19 protein-coding genes are annotated in these 15,250 nt (G+C 63.1%); 9 read left to right on the top strand and 10 right to left on the bottom strand.

Annotation, left to right across the window (positions count from 1 at the left end):
• Positions 1-35: 35 nt before the first annotated feature.
• The 7 genes from glyQ to miaB all read right to left on the bottom strand — a co-directional run bounded on the left by glyQ (position 36) and on the right by miaB (position 6,991).
• Positions 36-950, bottom strand: a complete 915-nt coding sequence (gene glyQ / locus GCN75_RS17900) for a glycine--tRNA ligase subunit alpha (protein ID WP_152283660.1) — start codon at positions 948-950, stop codon at positions 36-38.
• Between the two features lie 147 nt (positions 951-1,097).
• Positions 1,098-2,615, bottom strand: coding sequence for an apolipoprotein N-acyltransferase (lnt, locus tag GCN75_RS17905; RefSeq protein ID WP_152283661.1), 1,518 nt, complete (start codon positions 2,613-2,615; stop codon positions 1,098-1,100).
• Positions 2,616-2,694: 79 nt separating this feature from the next.
• Positions 2,695-3,573: an HlyC/CorC family transporter gene (locus GCN75_RS17910; protein WP_071075558.1), complete on the bottom strand. Its 879-nt coding sequence runs from the start codon at positions 3,571-3,573 to the stop codon at positions 2,695-2,697.
• A gap of 117 nt (positions 3,574-3,690) precedes the next feature.
• Positions 3,691-4,110, bottom strand: coding sequence for a DUF4259 domain-containing protein (locus GCN75_RS17915; protein WP_152283662.1), 420 nt, complete (start codon positions 4,108-4,110; stop codon positions 3,691-3,693).
• Between the two features lie 4 nt (positions 4,111-4,114).
• Positions 4,115-4,579, bottom strand: coding sequence for an rRNA maturation RNase YbeY (ybeY, locus tag GCN75_RS17920; protein ID WP_152283663.1), 465 nt, complete (start codon positions 4,577-4,579; stop codon positions 4,115-4,117).
• The gene (locus GCN75_RS17925) at positions 4,563-5,627 is read right to left on the bottom strand and encodes a PhoH family protein (RefSeq protein WP_152283664.1); all 1,065 of its coding nucleotides are present in this window, start codon (positions 5,625-5,627) and stop codon (positions 4,563-4,565) included. Before GCN75_RS17925 ends, ybeY begins: the two co-directional genes overlap by 17 nt.
• Positions 5,624-6,991, bottom strand: a complete 1,368-nt coding sequence (miaB, locus tag GCN75_RS17930; protein WP_152283665.1) for a tRNA (N6-isopentenyl adenosine(37)-C2)-methylthiotransferase MiaB — start codon at positions 6,989-6,991, stop codon at positions 5,624-5,626. Before miaB ends, GCN75_RS17925 begins: the two co-directional genes overlap by 4 nt.
• Before the next feature lie 673 nt (positions 6,992-7,664).
• Between miaB and GCN75_RS17935 the strand changes: the two genes are divergently transcribed.
• Positions 7,665-7,991, top strand: a complete 327-nt coding sequence (locus tag GCN75_RS17935; protein ID WP_034746769.1) for a hypothetical protein — start codon at positions 7,665-7,667, stop codon at positions 7,989-7,991.
• Positions 7,992-8,154: 163 nt separating this feature from the next.
• On the opposite strand, the gene GCN75_RS17940 is transcribed toward GCN75_RS17935, so the two are convergent.
• Together GCN75_RS17940 and GCN75_RS17945 are read right to left on the bottom strand one after the other, a co-directional pair.
• On the bottom strand, positions 8,155-9,000 hold the full coding sequence (locus GCN75_RS17940; protein WP_152283666.1) for an HDOD domain-containing protein: 846 nt from the start codon (positions 8,998-9,000) through the stop codon (positions 8,155-8,157).
• Positions 8,997-9,326 carry a hypothetical protein gene (locus tag GCN75_RS17945; RefSeq protein WP_319633296.1) on the bottom strand — a complete coding sequence of 110 codons (330 nt, stop codon included), beginning with the start codon at positions 9,324-9,326 and terminating at the stop codon, positions 8,997-8,999. Before GCN75_RS17945 ends, GCN75_RS17940 begins: the two co-directional genes overlap by 4 nt.
• Before the next feature lie 215 nt (positions 9,327-9,541).
• Here GCN75_RS17945 and GCN75_RS17950 point away from each other — a divergent pair, with 215 nt between their 5' ends.
• The 4 genes from GCN75_RS17950 to GCN75_RS17965 are packed head-to-tail and all read left to right on the top strand — an operon-like array spanning position 9,542 to position 12,287.
• Positions 9,542-11,107 carry a sensor histidine kinase gene (locus tag GCN75_RS17950; RefSeq protein WP_152283667.1) on the top strand — a complete coding sequence of 522 codons (1,566 nt, stop codon included), beginning with the start codon at positions 9,542-9,544 and terminating at the stop codon, positions 11,105-11,107.
• Between the two features lie 15 nt (positions 11,108-11,122).
• Positions 11,123-11,710 carry a DUF1697 domain-containing protein gene (locus tag GCN75_RS17955; RefSeq protein WP_152283668.1) on the top strand — a complete coding sequence of 196 codons (588 nt, stop codon included), beginning with the start codon at positions 11,123-11,125 and terminating at the stop codon, positions 11,708-11,710.
• Positions 11,710-12,111, top strand: coding sequence for a DUF3224 domain-containing protein (locus GCN75_RS17960; RefSeq protein ID WP_152283669.1), 402 nt, complete (start codon positions 11,710-11,712; stop codon positions 12,109-12,111). The genes GCN75_RS17955 and GCN75_RS17960 overlap by 1 nt, the downstream gene beginning before the upstream one ends.
• Positions 12,108-12,287, top strand: coding sequence for a hypothetical protein (locus GCN75_RS17965; RefSeq protein ID WP_152257982.1), 180 nt, complete (start codon positions 12,108-12,110; stop codon positions 12,285-12,287). The genes GCN75_RS17960 and GCN75_RS17965 overlap by 4 nt, the downstream gene beginning before the upstream one ends.
• Positions 12,288-12,367: 80 nt before the next feature.
• Here GCN75_RS17965 and GCN75_RS17970 read toward each other — a convergent pair whose 3' ends face one another.
• Positions 12,368-12,775 carry a hypothetical protein gene (locus GCN75_RS17970; protein WP_152283670.1) on the bottom strand — a complete coding sequence of 136 codons (408 nt, stop codon included), beginning with the start codon at positions 12,773-12,775 and terminating at the stop codon, positions 12,368-12,370.
• 331 nt (positions 12,776-13,106) lie between these two features.
• On the opposite strand from GCN75_RS17970, the gene GCN75_RS17975 reads away from it, so the two are divergent.
• The 4 genes from GCN75_RS17975 to GCN75_RS17990 are packed head-to-tail and all read left to right on the top strand — an operon-like array spanning position 13,107 to position 15,235.
• Positions 13,107-13,460 carry an ArsR/SmtB family transcription factor gene (locus GCN75_RS17975; protein WP_070310209.1) on the top strand — a complete coding sequence of 118 codons (354 nt, stop codon included), beginning with the start codon at positions 13,107-13,109 and terminating at the stop codon, positions 13,458-13,460.
• 8 nt (positions 13,461-13,468) lie between these two features.
• Positions 13,469-13,894 (top strand): YeeE/YedE family protein, encoded by a 426-nt coding sequence (locus GCN75_RS17980; protein ID WP_152283671.1) that lies wholly within the window; start codon positions 13,469-13,471, stop codon positions 13,892-13,894.
• 8 nt (positions 13,895-13,902) lie between these two features.
• On the top strand, positions 13,903-14,334 hold the full coding sequence (locus GCN75_RS17985) for a YeeE/YedE family protein (RefSeq protein ID WP_152283672.1): 432 nt from the start codon (positions 13,903-13,905) through the stop codon (positions 14,332-14,334).
• A 43-nt stretch (positions 14,335-14,377) separates the two neighbouring features.
• On the top strand, positions 14,378-15,235 hold the full coding sequence (locus GCN75_RS17990; protein WP_152283673.1) for a ChaN family lipoprotein: 858 nt from the start codon (positions 14,378-14,380) through the stop codon (positions 15,233-15,235).
• Positions 15,236-15,250 lie beyond the last annotated feature (15 nt).

The following is a 15,250-nucleotide window of genomic DNA, read 5'->3' on the forward strand; positions in this document are numbered from 1 at the left end:
TGTTCTTGTCAGGTGCGGCGGTATGGAGGCTCGAATTAGGCGGCGGCTTGGTCTGCGGCGGGCAGCATCGGGAAACCGAGGCGCTCGCGCGAGTCGTAGTACGCTTGCGCCACCAGGCGCGACAGGGTGCGCACGCGGCCGATATAGGCGGCGCGTTCCGTTACCGAGATGGCGCCGCGCGCATCGAGCATATTGAAGCTGTGCGACGCCTTCATGATCTTCTCGTAGGCGGGCAAGGTCAGTTGCAGCTCGATCAGGCGCTTCGCTTCCGCTTCGTAGTTGCTGAACTGTTCGAACAGCAGATCCGTATTCGCGTGCTCGAAGTTGTAGGTCGATTGCTCCACTTCGTTCTGGTGGAAGACGTCGCCATACGTCAGCTTCTTGGTGACGCCGTTTTCTTCCCACTCCGTCCACACCAGGTCATACACGTTTTCCACGCCTTGCAGATACATGGCCAGGCGTTCGATGCCGTAGGTGATTTCGCCCAGCACAGGCTTGCAATCGAGGCCGCCCACTTGCTGGAAGTAGGTGAACTGGGTCACTTCCATGCCGTTCAGCCAGACTTCCCAGCCCAGGCCCCAGGCGCCCAGGGTCGGGCTTTCCCAGTCGTCTTCGACGAAGCGCACGTCATTCTGCTTCAAGTCCAGGCCCAGCGCGGCCAGCGACCCCAGATACAGGTCGAGGATGTTTTCCGGTGCCGGCTTCAATACCACTTGGTACTGGTAGTAGTGCTGCATGCGGTTCGGGTTTTCGCCATAGCGGCCATCCTTCGGGCGGCGCGACGGCTGCACATACGCGGCGCGCCAGGGTTCCGGGCCGATCGCGCGCAGGAAGGTGCCGGTGTGGAAGGTGCCGGCGCCGACTTCCATGTCGTAAGGCTGGAGCAGGGCGCAACCTTGCTTGTCCCAATAGGTTTGCAAGGTCAGGATAATTTGTTGAAATGTGAGCATCGTATGAGTTCGCCGCGCGGACAGGCTGCGCTTTGTTAAGGTTTGCTTGAAGCCCGCACGCTGCTAACAAGCGCGTCCGGGCCGGGGTTTTGCTAATTTTAGCGGTTTTTACGGGCCCACTGTGACTCTTCGGGCAATATCGGCCGCTTATTGCTGTGCGGCGCCGCCACGGCGGGCGGCGCGCGACAGCAGGAAGGCCGTCAGCAGGGCCAGCGCGGCCAGGGCCAGCACCAGTTTGTTGCCGTACAGAATGTATGGCGTCATGCCGCCCATGCCTTGCACCTTGGCCGCCAGGGTGGCTTGCTGTTCCGGCGGCAGCAGGCTTTGCACCACGCCCTTGCCGTCGATGACGGCCGTGGCGCCCGTGTTCGTCGAGCGCAGCATGGGGCGGCCCATTTCCAGGCTGCGCATCTGCGAAATCTGCAGATGCTGCGGGATGGCGATCGAGTCGCCAAACCAGGCCAGGTTCGAGATATTGAGCAGCACCGATGCCGACTGCTTGCCATTGCGGTGGGCGCTGGCCAGCTGGCCGGCGATTTCCTCGCCAAACAAGTCTTCGTAGCAGATATTCGGTAGCACCAGCTGGTCGCGCACCTGCAGCGGCGCCTGCACTTCGGCGCCACGGCCCATGTCGCCCAGCGGGATGGCCATCATGGCGACAAACCAGTGCAGGCCAGGCGGCACGAATTCGCCGAACGGCACCAGGTGGTGCTTGCGGTACTGGTAGTAGGGGCCTGCCGCGTTGTTGGGGGTAATGCCCAGCGCCGCATTGTAGAAGCGCTGCTGCTCGTCGAGCACGGGCATGCCGAGCAGAATCGTGCTGCCCGTCTGCTGCGCATACGTCGCCAGGCTATCCAGATAGCCGGGCGGCAGCTGGTGCGGCAGCACGGTGACGGCCGTTTCCGGCGTGGCAATCAGGTCGGCCGGCGCGCCCGTGATGGCGCTCTGGTACATCTGCAGGGCGCCCAGCACGAAACCGGGATCGAATTTCTGCTGCTGCGGCACATTGCCCTGCAACAGGCGCACGGTGATCGGGCGTCCGACGGGGTGCGTCCAGTTCACATAGTGCAGGCCGATGCCGGCCCCGTACAGCGCGACTAGGCCGGCCAGCGCCTTCCAGCGCGTGCGGTGCGTCAGCAGGAGCAGGGCGCCGGCCGACAGCGCCGCCAGCCAGCCCAGGCCATACGCGCCGACGATGGGGGCAAAGCCGCCCAGCGGGCTGGCATTGTGGGCGTAGCCCGTGGCCAGCCATGGGAAACCCGTAAACAGCCAGCCGCGCGTCCATTCGAACAGGGTCCAGGTCGCGGGCAGCACCAGCAAGGTCATGGCCGGCAGCGACAGTACCCAGCGCTGGCGCAGCCAGGCGGCCGCGCCCATGGCCAGCGCCACGTAGATGGCCATCAACAGGGCCAGCAAGGCCACGGCGATGGCAGCGACCGGTGCGGCCATGTCGCCATAGCGGTGCATGGAGATGTACAGCCAGTGCGTGCCGGCCGCGCACCAGCCGAAGCCGTAGGCCCAGCCGATCAGCGCGCCGCTTTTCACGCTGGACGCGCGCAGCACCTGGTAGAACAGCACGCCCAGGCTGAGGATCTGCAAGGGCCAGTAGCCGAAAGGGGCGAACGCCAGCACGGCGACGGCGCCGGCAATGGCGGCAGTCAGCATGCGCGCCCACGTGCTGCGGGGCGGTTTGGCGGGGGCGTTGGGGTCAGCGCGTCTGAAACGCATTTACAGCACGCGCATGTCAGAGTTCCAGTTCCGGTACATTGGGCAGGCGCTCGACGAGTAGCACGTGCACCTGGCGCGCATCGGCGCGCAGCACTTCGAAGCGCAGATTGCCCAGGTCGAAGATGTCGCCCTTGTGCGCCATGCGGCCCAGGTACTTGGAGACGAGGCCGCCGATGGTGTCGACGTCGTCGTCTACCAGGTGGCTGCCCACTTCTTCGTTGAACTGTTCGATCTCGGTCAGCGCCTTGACTCTCCAGCGGGGGCCGAACTGGCCTTCCTTGAGCGACAGGATATTGTCCTCGGCTTCGTCGAAGTCGTATTCGTCCTCGATATCGCCGACGATCTGTTCCAGCACGTCTTCGATGGTGATCAGGCCGGCGACGCCGCTGTATTCATCGACGACGATGGCCATGTGATTGTGGTTGGCGCGGAAATCGCGCAGCAGCACATTCAGGCGTTTCGATTCGGGGATGAAGATGGCGGGGCGCAGCATGTCGCGGACGTCGAAAGTTTCTTCTGCGTAATAACGCAGCAAGTCTTTCGCCAGCAGGATGCCGATGACCTTGTCGCGCTCGCCTTCGATCGCGGGGAAGCGCGAGTGGGCGGTGGACAGGACTTCCGGCATCCATTCCTCGATCGGCTTGCTGATGTCGATGACATCCATTTGCGAACGGGGAATCATGATGTCGCGCGCACAGAGATCCGATACTTGGAACACGCCTTCGATCATCGACAGGGCGTCGGCGTCGATCAGCTTGCGTTCATGCGCATCGTGTAGAACATCGAGCAATTCTGCACGGTTCTCTGGCTCGGGGGAAATGAGTGCGGTCAGGCGTTCAAACAGTGACCGGTGGGGCTTGACGTCAGTTCTGACGCCACTAGGGTGCTCGGGCATAGGAGGCGTGAGCCGTTGTTGCGAAGGGATATAGGATACACCAAAAGTGGGGTCACACCGGATTTCCCCGCTTTTGATGCAAATTTAATACGCTGAAGTGCCCCGTTGCCCGACGTTTCAGGCTTGCGGACCCAGTACGCGGGCGCGTAACTGGGCCACGTCCGCCTGCCAGTCGGCGAAATGCTCGCTGTCCTGCCACAGCTGGCGCAGTTCCGACGACTCCGCCACGATCCTGTCCAGCGCCAGGCGCGCTTTTTCCAGCAGCGGCGGCGTGACTTTCTTCTTGCAGGCGGCCACCCATTCGTCCACTTCCGCCGTGGCGGGATCGTCTTCGCCCGGCTTGCCCAGCAGGCGGGCGATCACTTCCAGCGCGGCCAGCGCTTCGGCGGCAAACGGCGCTTCGAGCTCCGCTTCCTGGCTGTCGATGACGTTGTCGAGCGTCGTCTCGACCAGTTCCAGGGTTTTGTATTCGTGCAAGTCCTGCGCCCAATCCATGGCGTAGTCGTTGCCGAAGGCGTCGGTGGCCCAGGTTCCCATCTGCTTACTCCTTGTATGGATCGGTGATGCCGAGCTTGGCCAGGATTTCCGTTTCCAGGCCTTCCATCTCGGTGGCTTCTTCGTCATCCATGTGGTCGTAGCCCTGCGCATGCAGCACGCCGTGCACGATCAGGTGGGCCGTATGCTCTTCCACGCTTTTCTTCTGTTCCGCCGCTTCCTTTTCCAGCACGTCCGTGCACAGGATGATGTCGGCGCGCGTCGGTTCGTCGTCGCCCAGTTCTTCGCCTTCGTTGTAGGCAAAGGTCAGCACGTTGGTGGCGTAGTCCTTTTCGCGGTAGTCGCGGTTCAGGGTGCGGCCTTCCTCGGCATCGACGAAGCGGATGGTGAATTCGGCGGGCGCGAACAGGGCCGCCTTGACCCAGCGGCGCACTTTCGGGCGCGTGATCAGGGTTTCCAGGCGGGCGTCCGGATATTGCACGGACAGGGACAGTTTATTTTTTTCGGACATTTTTGGCGGCAGCTGGTTTGATCAGGGGGAGTAACTGGGCAGCGTCGGCATGGGCCGCCTGCGCCGTTTCATACGCATCGACGATGCGCGCGACAAGCGGATGGCGCACCACGTCGGTGCTGTTAAATTGCGTGAAGCCGATGCCGCGCACGTCTTTCAGGACTTGCACGGCGTCGATCAGGCCGCTTGTCTGGCTCTTGTGCAGGTCGACCTGCGTCACGTCGCCCGTCACCACGGCCTTGCTGCCGAAGCCGATGCGCGTCAAGAACATCTTCATCTGTTCGACGGTGGTGTTCTGTGCTTCATCGAGGATGACGAACGCGTGATTCAGGGTGCGCCCGCGCATGTAGGCTAGCGGGGCGATCTCGATCACCTGTTTTTCAAACAGTTTTTGCGTGCGGTCAAAGCCCAGCAAATCGTACAGCGCATCGTACAGGGGACGCAGGTACGGATCGACCTTTTGCGCCAGGTCGCCCGGCAGGAAGCCCAGGCGCTCGCCCGCTTCGACGGCGGGGCGCGTCAAGATGATACGCTTGACGGCGTCGCGTTCGAGCGCGTCGACGGCGCAGGCGACGGCGAGATACGTCTTGCCCGTGCCGGCCGGGCCCACGCCGAAGCTGATGTCGTGTTCGAGGATGTCGCGCAAATACGCGATCTGGTGCGGCGTGCGTCCGCGCAGGTCGGAGCGCCGCGTTTTCAGCACGGGGCTGGCGATGTCGGGCTCGACGAAGGTGCTGACGGGCGCGTTGGCGTGGTGTTCCGAGGCGGCGGACAGTCCCGCGCGCTGCTCCACCAGGGCCAGCTGCACTTCTTCCAGCGGCACGACCTTGTTGGCGATGGCGTAGAACTGTTCGAGGATTTCCACGGCCCGCTCGGCATTGCTGCCGCCGACGATGAATTTCTCGCCGCGGCGGAAGATCGTCACGTCGAGGGCGGCGGAAATCTGGCGCAGGTTTTCATCGAGCGGCCCGCACAGATGCGCCAGGCGCGTGTTGTCCAGCGGCTCGGGGATGAAGTAATGCGGCTGTATCGGGGCTTTGGTTTTCAACTGGCTCTTTTCAATGCGGGTGCGCTGGCGACGAGTTCGCCGCGCAGGGTGTAGGAATGGCTTTCGGTGATGCGCACGTCGACCAGCTGGCCGATCAATTGCAAACCGTCCGGGCCGGCGTCGAAATTGACCACGCGGTTGTTTTCCGTGCGGCCTTGCAGTTCGCTGTCGTTGGTGTCCTTCTTCGAGCGGCCTTCGACGAGGATGGTTTGCACGCTGCCCACCATGGCCAGGCTGTACTTGCGCGTGTTGGCGTCGATGGCCGCCTGCAGCTGCTGCAGCCGGGCCAGCTTGACTTCATGCGGCGTGTCGTCTTCCAGATTGGCGGCCGGCGTGCCGGGGCGCTTGCTGAAGATGAAGCTGTAGCTGTTGTCGAAACCGACGTCCGCGATCAGTTTCATCATGGCGTCGAAGTCAGCCTGGGTCTCGCCAGGAAAGCCCACGATGAAGTCCGAGGAAATGGCCATGTTCGGGCGCACGGCGCGGATGCGGCGGATGATGGACTTGTATTCGAGGCCCGTGTAGCCGCGTTTCATGGCGCCCAGCACCTTGTCGGAACCGTGCTGCGCCGGCAAATACAAATGGTCGACCAGCTGCGGGATCTTCGCGTAGGCGTCGATCAGGCGCTGCGTGAATTCCTTCGGGTGGCTGGTGACGAAACGCATGCGTTCGATGCCGGGAATGTCGGCCACGTATTCGAGCAGCAGGGCGAAGTCGGCGATCTCGCCGCCTTCCATCGCGCCCCGGTAGGCATTCACGTTCTGGCCCAGCAGGGTAATTTCCTTGACACCCTGGGCAGCCAGGCCCGCCACTTCCGTCAGCACGTCCTCGAAGCGGCGCGACACTTCCTCGCCGCGCGTGTAGGGCACGACGCAGTAGCTGCAGTATTTGCTGCAGCCTTCCATGATGGAGACGAAGGCCGAGGCGCCTTCCACCTTGGCCGGCGGCATGTGGTCGAACTTTTCGATTTCCGGGAAGCTGATGTCCACCTGCGAATCGCCGCTGGCGCGCCGCAGTTCGATCATCTGCGGCAGGCGGTGCAGGGTTTGCGGGCCGAACACCATGTCGACATAGGGCGCGCGCTTGACGATGGCGTCGCCTTCCTGCGACGCCACGCAGCCGCCCACGCCGATCAGCAGGTGGGGCTTGGCCAGTTTCAGCTCGCGCAGGCGGCCCAGGTCGGAAAACACTTTTTCCTGCGCCTTTTCGCGCACGGAGCAGGTGTTGAGCAGGATTACATCGGCATCTTCCGGCGTGTCGGTGCGCACCAGGCCATCGGACGCGCCCAGCACGTCGGCCATCTTGTCCGAGTCGTACTCGTTCATCTGGCAGCCGAAGGTTTTAATGAATACTTTTTTCTGCATGGAGTCGGTGCTTATCGGTAAATGTGGCGGCAAATAAGTGGGACAAATATATGTGGCGGCAAAAAGCAGGGCAAGGGGCGTGCGCCGTGCGCCGCTGGGGGCGGAAGGCGGTGGATGACCGGCCGGGCGCCTCTGGCTGCCCGGTGGCAGGCCCGCTGCAAGTTCAGGCCGTAGTTTAGCGTAAATCGCGGGCACGGGCCATGGCGTACTGACCTTGCCGACAAGGTTGCAGCCTGAACATGATGCCAGGCACGGCGATGCCGAAAAGCATTTATTGCCGTATGACACCATTGATTTGTAACAAGTTGCTGCAAAGCCTTGTGTGCGCCCGCTGGCATCCTAATGTGTTGAAATAGCATCGTTGCCAAGCCTACCAGCAGCTTGATTGATATTTAACAATCAGGAAGTTTGCGCGAGGCGCAGATGCTGCCTGTTTGGACTAGTATATTGCCTTATATGCAATTCATTTCAGTGGATTGCACGTGCTTTTACTCACGCGGCAAGCTGCGCACGTTGGCTGGACGTGGCTGTGCGAGTCCTGTGCAGGCAGTGCGATAAGGAGGAAAGGCGGGGGAGGGCTGAATCCGATGGAAAGACGTTTATTTAAACACTCTAAGCCAGCCTTAAGTTCGTATCGGCATTATTTTCTACATTCACTAGACGAGGAAAAATCATGGCACATCATGCATTAGCATCGCAAGAGAGTTACAACCCGAATCACCTGCTGGATATTCTGCTGAGCAAGATGCAGCTGAAAAACGATGCAGCCCTGTCGCGCCTGCTCGAAGTGGCGCCACCCGTCATCAGCAAGATCCGTCACCACCGTTTGCCGGTGGGCGCTTCGCTGCTGATCCGCATGCACGAAGTGACGGGCATGAGCATCCGCGACCTGCGCGACCTGATGGGCGACCGCCGCACCAAGTATCGTCTGTCCGACGCCCAGGGCCGTCCAAAAGCGGAAGACCGCGGCGATGCGCAAGAATCGAATTACGCGCACTGATGCGGCCGTCGCGCGCTGACTGTGCCGCTTGCGTAACTGCTGGCGGCAACAGGCTGGCGTGGACGGGGCGGCATGGACCTATCGCAGTACCCATAACGGCTTTCGCCTCGCGGCGAGAGCCGTTTGCGTTGATGGCTTTGAATGACGAGTCCGCTTAACGGCATCAGCCCAGCAAGGCCGTGGTGATTTCGTCGTAGCGCAGCTCCGTTTCGCGGAACAGCTGCAGATACGTTTCTTCGCCCAGGCCCAGGGCATCCCAGGCCACGGGCGAGACGCGCGGCACCATGTCGTCACCCGCCTGCGCCAGGTCGAGCGCGCAGACGACGGCATTGGCCACGTGGATCAGCGCGGCCAGGAAGCCGGCCCCCGGCGTGTCCGGCTGCAGGTAGTTGGCCAGCGCCAGGCGCATGGTGTCGGAAAAATTCCAGTGGTCGGCCAGTGCCGTGCCTGCCTGCACGTGGTCCACGCCCAGCACGGCCTGCTCCGCTTCGAGCAGGCTGCAATCGTGCGCCGCCTGGTGCGCGATGACTTGCGCGTAGTGCGCGGGAAAGCTGCTGACCAGTACCAGGCGGCCGATGTTATGCAGCAAGCCGGCCGTGAATGCGTAATCCTGGTTGAAGCGGATCTGCCGCGCCAGCACCTTGGCGCAGGCGGCCGTCGCCACCGAATGGCGCCAGAACGCCTTGTCGTCGAAACCGGGACAGCGTCCTTCCGGGAAACAGCCCGTGATGGCGGCCGACGTGATCAGGCTGCGCGTGGTCTGGAAGCCCAGGTAGGTGATGGCCTGCTGGATGGTGGTGGCCTTCACTTGCAAGCCATATTGCGACGAGTTGGCCAGGCGCAGGGTTTTCGCCGTCAGGGCCTGGTCGTACGACACTTTCTTGGCCAGCACGGAAATATCGACGTCGTCCTGGTCGATGCTGTTCAATAGTTCCATGACGACGGCGGGCAGCGAAGGCAGGTCGTCGAGGTGGGCGACGATGTCGTCGAGCGTCAGCTTGGTGCTCATGCCGCGCCTCCCGCGCCCAGGCGGTATTGCGTGACATAGCTGCGCAGCAAGGTGGTGGCCGCGTCCTCTGGGTCGTCCGGATCATGTTTGCGGAACAGGTGGGCCAGCCGCGCGCTGTGCGCTGCTTGCTGCGCGGCGATTTCTTCCGGCGAGGGAGGCGGCGCCTGGATCGGCAGCATGTCGATGCCGTGGCGCGGCATCAGGGCCAGCATGTTTTCCGTCAATACCGCGCCTTGCGGCAACAGCACTTGTCCATGTGCATCGAGCAAGACATCCGACAAGACCATGCCAGGACGAACTTGTTCCAGGGGTAGATGTTGATGCATGACCGCCATGACGACTCCTTAGATGATTGCGGGATATTACCATTGCCATGACGCAATGTCTCAACCTGTATCAAGGCCCGAATGGAAACGTGGCTGCTGTAAATCTTGCCAATAAGCATGTCATACCGTACATTTGCTTCAGGCTGTTGTATTGCTGACGTATCTGCGCCCGCGCCGCGGGCCGGCGGCTGGCCCGGCCCGGGGAGTGTTGATCGATGGTGAGTATTCAAGTCCGGCTGACCTTGCTTTTTGTCGTGATCGTCACCTTGGTGCTGGGCATTTCTGGCAGCTATACCCAATATACCTTGAGCAAGGAACTCGAATCGGGCAGCGCGCGCCTGCGCAGCGGCGTGCTCACGCGTTTGCAGACCAGCTTGCCTTCCGCCCTGTGGGACCTCGACAAATCCAAGGTCGACAGCATCGTCGCGGCCGAAATGCTGCCGCCGGAACTGGTCGGCATCCGCATCTACGACGCTTCCGTGGGCCTGTTCGCGGGCGAAGTGCGCGACGCGGCCGGCACCCTGGTGCCGCTGAGCGCCGACGTGGCCATGGGCGGCACACCGGTCGAGGCGCCATTGGTGTTCCGCGACGCCGTGGCGGCGGCCACGGGCGGCAAGCCCGTGATCGTCGGCAAGGTCATCGTCAATTTCAGCCGCGCGCAGATCGATGCGGCCTTGCGCAGCGAAGTGCGGCGCAAGGTGCTGGAAGTGTTGCTGTTGGACATCATCCTGGTGGGCGCCCTGGCGCTGAGCCTGCGCATCGTCTTCGAACCCTTGAAACAGTTGCGCGACGGCTTGTTCGACCTGGCCACGCGCGGCAGCGATGACGTCGAAGAGCTGCCGGAAAACCGGCGCGACGAACTGGGCGACGTGATCCGCGGCTTCAATGCCGTGCAGCGCAAGCTCAAGTCCATCATCGAGGGCAGCCGCGAGGCGGAAGACATGGCGCGCCGCTCGCAGCAGGAGACGGCGCAAGCCATGGACGAGCTGCGCCGCGCGCAGGAATCGCTGCTGCAGTCGGAACGCCTGGCTTCGCTGGGCAGCCTGGTGGCCGGCGTGGCGCATGAAATCAACACCCCGGTCGGCATCGCGCTGACCAGCGCTTCGGTGCTGAAGGAAGCGACCGATCACATCAGCGCGGCCGTGGCAGGCGGCAGCGTGAAGAAGACCGACATCGTGCGCTACCTGGAAACGGCCGGCGAGAGCGCGCGGCTGATCATGAACAATGCCTACCGCGCCGCGCACCTGATCCACAGCTTCAAGCAGATCGCCGTCGACCAGGTCAGCGAGGCGCGCCGCCTGTTCGAATTGCGCGACTATATCGGCGAAGTCATCTCGAGCCTGCAGCCGACCTTGAAAAAGACGCGCATCAGCATCGATATCGATTGCCCGCCCGACATCATGTTCGACAGCTATCCGGGCGCGCTGGCGCAGGTGCTGACCAACCTGGTCTTGAACTGTGTCGAGCATGCCTTCGATGCGGACACGGCCGGCAACATCCATATCGGCGTGCAGCGCGACGGCGAATGGATCGCCATGCAGGTACGCGACAATGGCCGCGGCATCGCTCCCGACATGCTCGACCGCGTGTTCGATCCCTTTGTCACCACGCGGCGCGGACAGGGCGGTACCGGCCTGGGCTTGAATATCGTGTTTAACTTGATTGCCAAGCAGTTTGGCGGCACCATCACGGTCAGCAGTACGCTGGGGCAGGGCGCGACGTTCCTGTTGCGCTTGCCCAAGGTGACGCCGTTGCCCGAAAGCACCAGCAGCCAGGCATAGGCAAGGAGACAACTGATGGCACAGCTAGAGAATAGTCAGCAAGTGGCGTTTTTGCGCGGGATCAATGTCGGCCGCGCCAAGCGCGTGGCCATGGCCGACCTGCGCAAGCTGCTGGGCGACCTGGGTTTTGCGGACGTCCGCACGGTACTCAACAGTGGCAACGTCGTGTATGACGGGGGTAAGGTGGCGCCGGCCGACGCCGCTGCCCGCATCGAGGAAGCGCTGGTGCTGAAACTGGGCGTGGCGGCCAGGGTGACGGTGCTGTCGGCCGGCCAGTTTGCCGAACTGATCGAGCAAAACAGCCTGGCGCCCGTGGCCGATGCGGCCCGCTTGCTGGCGCTGGTGCTGAATAACCCGGCCGATGTCCAGCGCCTGGCGCCGCTCTTGCGGCAGCCGTGGCAGCCGGAAGCGCTGGCCCTGGGCCAATGGGCCGCGTATGCCTGGTGTCCCGATGGCGTGCTGGCCAGCAAGGTGGTGGCGGCGCTGGGCGTGCTGCTGGGCGATGGCGTCACGTCGCGCAACTGGGCCACCATGCAAAAATTACACGCGCTGCTGAACGGGCCGGATGCGGCCGCCACCCCCTCACTCACGCGGGAGCACTGATGCCTACCATTCGCGGCACATTCGATGTCAAGATCAGCCCGGAAACCTTGTCGGACACGGCCGCGCAGTCGGGGCTGGGACGCTTGTCGCTCGACAAGCGCTACCATGGCGCCCTCGACGCCCGCGCGCAGGGCGAGATGCTCAGCGTGCGCGCCGCCGTGGCCGGTTCGGCAGGCTATGTGGCGCTGGAACGGGTGGACGGCACCGTGGACGGGCGCCACGGCAGTTTTTATTTGCAGCACAGTGGCAGCATGACGCGTGGCGCGCCCGTCTTGTCGGTGACGGTGGTGCCCGATACGGGGACGGGCCAGTTGCAGGGGCTGTCCGGCAGCCTGGCCATCCGCATCGAAGAGGGCAAGCATTATTATGATTTCACGTATGAGCTGACTGAGGCGCAATGAACTGGGATATCGTCAAGGGCGTGCTGATACTGCTGGTCGCCGTCAGCGTGCTGGGCACGGCCTTCGTGCTCATTTCCGCCTCGGGGACGGACAAGGCGGCCTGCATTGCGCGCGCCTTGAAATCAGGCATTCCTGTGGGGAATATCGAAAGAGTCTGCCGCTTGCTGGACAAGTGAGCCAGGTGACGAGACCAAAAAAATTCCGCGCAAGGCGGAATTTTTTTTTTAAGGCAGCGGCAGCGGCTGCCGGAATAGGGTCAGCTATCGAATTTTTCCTGTTTTTCGCCGTGCATGCCAAAGGCCAGCAGGCCCAGTCCTACCAGTAACATCGAGACCATGCTCGCTTCGGGCACGGGCGGCGGCACGTTCGTTTGCTGCACGGCCGGGGCCGTGGCGGCTGCGGACGGTGGCAGTGCGCCCTGGCGTGCACCAGCGCTGCGCCAGCGCGGGGGCGCATTGAAGGTCGTGCCCTGCGTCAGCAGGCGCGCATACGGCAAGTCCGGTGCATCCCAGGCGGGATTGTCCGTCGTGTTATGCATACCGAGACTGTCGTCGCTCATGACAGGCACGCGTGCCGCGTGCGGGGGACTATCGCCGGCCGCCACATTGCCGGCACAAATGGACAACACAAGCATGGCCACGCCTGGCGACTGAAGTAGTTTCATCGTTGACTCCCTGGTTCACCGTGCTGCGCGGCCGAAACCGGCCTGTGCATGGACGGACAATGCGCCTGTACGGGGGCGTATCATGGTTTTTCTGATGAGGCTTTATTAGAGCACAAGTGATGGCAATTTTGCTACGTATATTTGCTTTAAATTACGAATATTTATCATTTTGATAGCATGGAGACTATCGCTGCCGCGCACTTTGCATGAGCACGCTATCGCTGCAAAACACTGTTGTTTTTTTGTGCGAATCGCCAGCAGGAAAACAGTATATTGATTAGTATATTGTTTATCGCACGATGATCAACATGACCGCCTGTGGGAGGGCAAGATGGAGACAGTTGCAACACAACACGCCGAATACAACCTCGACGCCATGCGTGGCTCGGCCTACAAGGCCAGCTCGCTGCTCAAGGCCATGGGCAATGCCGACCGTTTGATGCTGCTGTGCCAGCTATCGCAGGGCGAGCATTGCGTCAGCGACCTCGAACAAAAAGTGGGCATCGGCCAGCCGACCCTGTCGCAGCAGCTGGGCGTGCTGCGCGAAGAGATGCTGGTGGCCACGCGGCGCGATGGCAAGCAGATCTATTACCGGGTCGCCAGCGCGCCCGTGCTGGCCGTGCTGCAAGTGTTGTACGCGCAATTTTGCGCGCCGCGCCCTCCGTTCAACGACGAAGCGGACTGAGCCCTGTCATGAGCATCGCCTGGCAACACTTCACGCCGTGGGCTTCGCTGGCCGGCGGCATGCTGATCGGCCTGGCAGCCGCCTTGCTGATCCTGTTCAATGGCCGTATCGCCGGCATCAGCGGCATCCTCGGCGGCTTGCTGCGCCCGCGCCAGGGCGACCTGGGCTGGCGCATCGCGTTTCTTGCGGGCCTGATAGTCACGCCGCTGCTGTACCCGTTGTGGCAAGCCCTGCCGTCCGTGCAGATCGACGCGGGCATGCCCGCCCTGATCGCTGCGGGCCTGCTGGTGGGCGTGGGCGTGCGCTACGGCGCCGGCTGCACCAGCGGCCACGGCGTGTGCGGCCTGTCGCGCCTGTCCCCCCGTTCGCTGGCGGCCACCATCGCCTTCATGGCGGCCGGTTTCCTCACCGTCTATCTGTTGCGCCATCTGTGAGCAAGCTTATGAGCAAGCTCATCCTATCTCTGTTGAGCGGCCTCGTCTTTGGCCTGGGTTTGATCGTCTCCGGCATGGGCAACCCTGCCAAGGTGCTTGGTTTCCTTGACCTGGCCGGCGCCTGGGACCCGTCCTTGGCGCTGGTGATGGGCGGCGCCATCGGCGTGGCCATGCCCGCCTTCTGGCTGGCGCGCCGGCGCAGCACGGCCTTGCTGGGCGAGCCCATGCAATTGCCTGCGGCGCGGCGCATCGACGGGCGCCTGCTGCTGGGCAGCCTGGCCTTTGGCGCGGGCTGGGGCATCGCCGGTTTCTGTCCCGGCCCCGCCCTCGTTTCCCTGCTGGCGGGCCAGCCGAAGGCCTGGATTTTCGTGGCCGCCATGCTGGCCGGCATGGCGCTCTTTGAAGTCCTGGAGCGCCGCAAGGTCGCGGCGCCGGCTTGAGGCGGTACAATCTCGCGCATCGCCACTCTGGATACCCGTTGACATGAAGACCGAGATTTTCCGGGCCGGCGCGCGCGCCGCCCTGCTGTGCAGCGTGCTGGCGCTGGCCGCCTGCGGCAGCTTGCTGAAGAAGGAAGCGCCGCCCGCTCCTGCGCCCGTGGCCGACACCTTGCCCAATCCGCAAGTGCTGCTGCTCGGCGAAGTGCATGACAATGCGCAAGGCCAGCGCTTGCGCGTGGCGGAGTTGCAGCGCCGCCTGGCCGCCGGCTGGCGTCCCGTGATCGTAATGGAGCAGTTCGACCGCGACAACCAGGCCCTGCTGACGCGCGCCGCGCGCGATTGCGCCGACCCCGACTGCATCATCCGCGTGATGGAACAGCCGCGCTGGGACTGGAGCTTGTACCGGCCCGTGCTGGACCTGGTGATCAGCTACCAGCTGACCTTGGTCGCCGGCAACCTGTCGTCTGCCGATGCGTCGCGCACCGCGCGCGACGGTATCCAGTGGTCGATGCCGCCCGCCATGGTGGCGACGTATCTGGCCGCGCCCGTGCCGGCCGATATTGTGGAAGCACAACAGAAGGAAGTGCAGGCGGCCCGCTGCAATATGTTGCCCGACATGATGCTCAGCGGCGTCGTCAATGCCCAGGTGGCGCGCGATATCTGGATGGCCAAGCTGATACGCGACCAGGCGCCGCGCGACGTGGTGCTGATCGCCGGCAACGACCACGTGCGCAAGGATATCGGCGTGCCCCGCTGGCTGAAGCTGGCCGATCCGCAACTGAACGTGCGCAGCATCGGCTACCTGGAGCAGGGCGGCAGCGGCTACAAAGGCACGTTTGACCTGACGCAAACGATGCCCGCGCAGCCGCGCCCGGACCCGTGCGCCAAATTCAAGAAATAAGGTTCAGGAAATAAT

The sequence above is a fragment of the Janthinobacterium violaceinigrum genome, assembly GCF_009208555.1.
GTDB lineage: Bacteria > Pseudomonadota > Gammaproteobacteria > Burkholderiales > Burkholderiaceae_D > Janthinobacterium > Janthinobacterium violaceinigrum.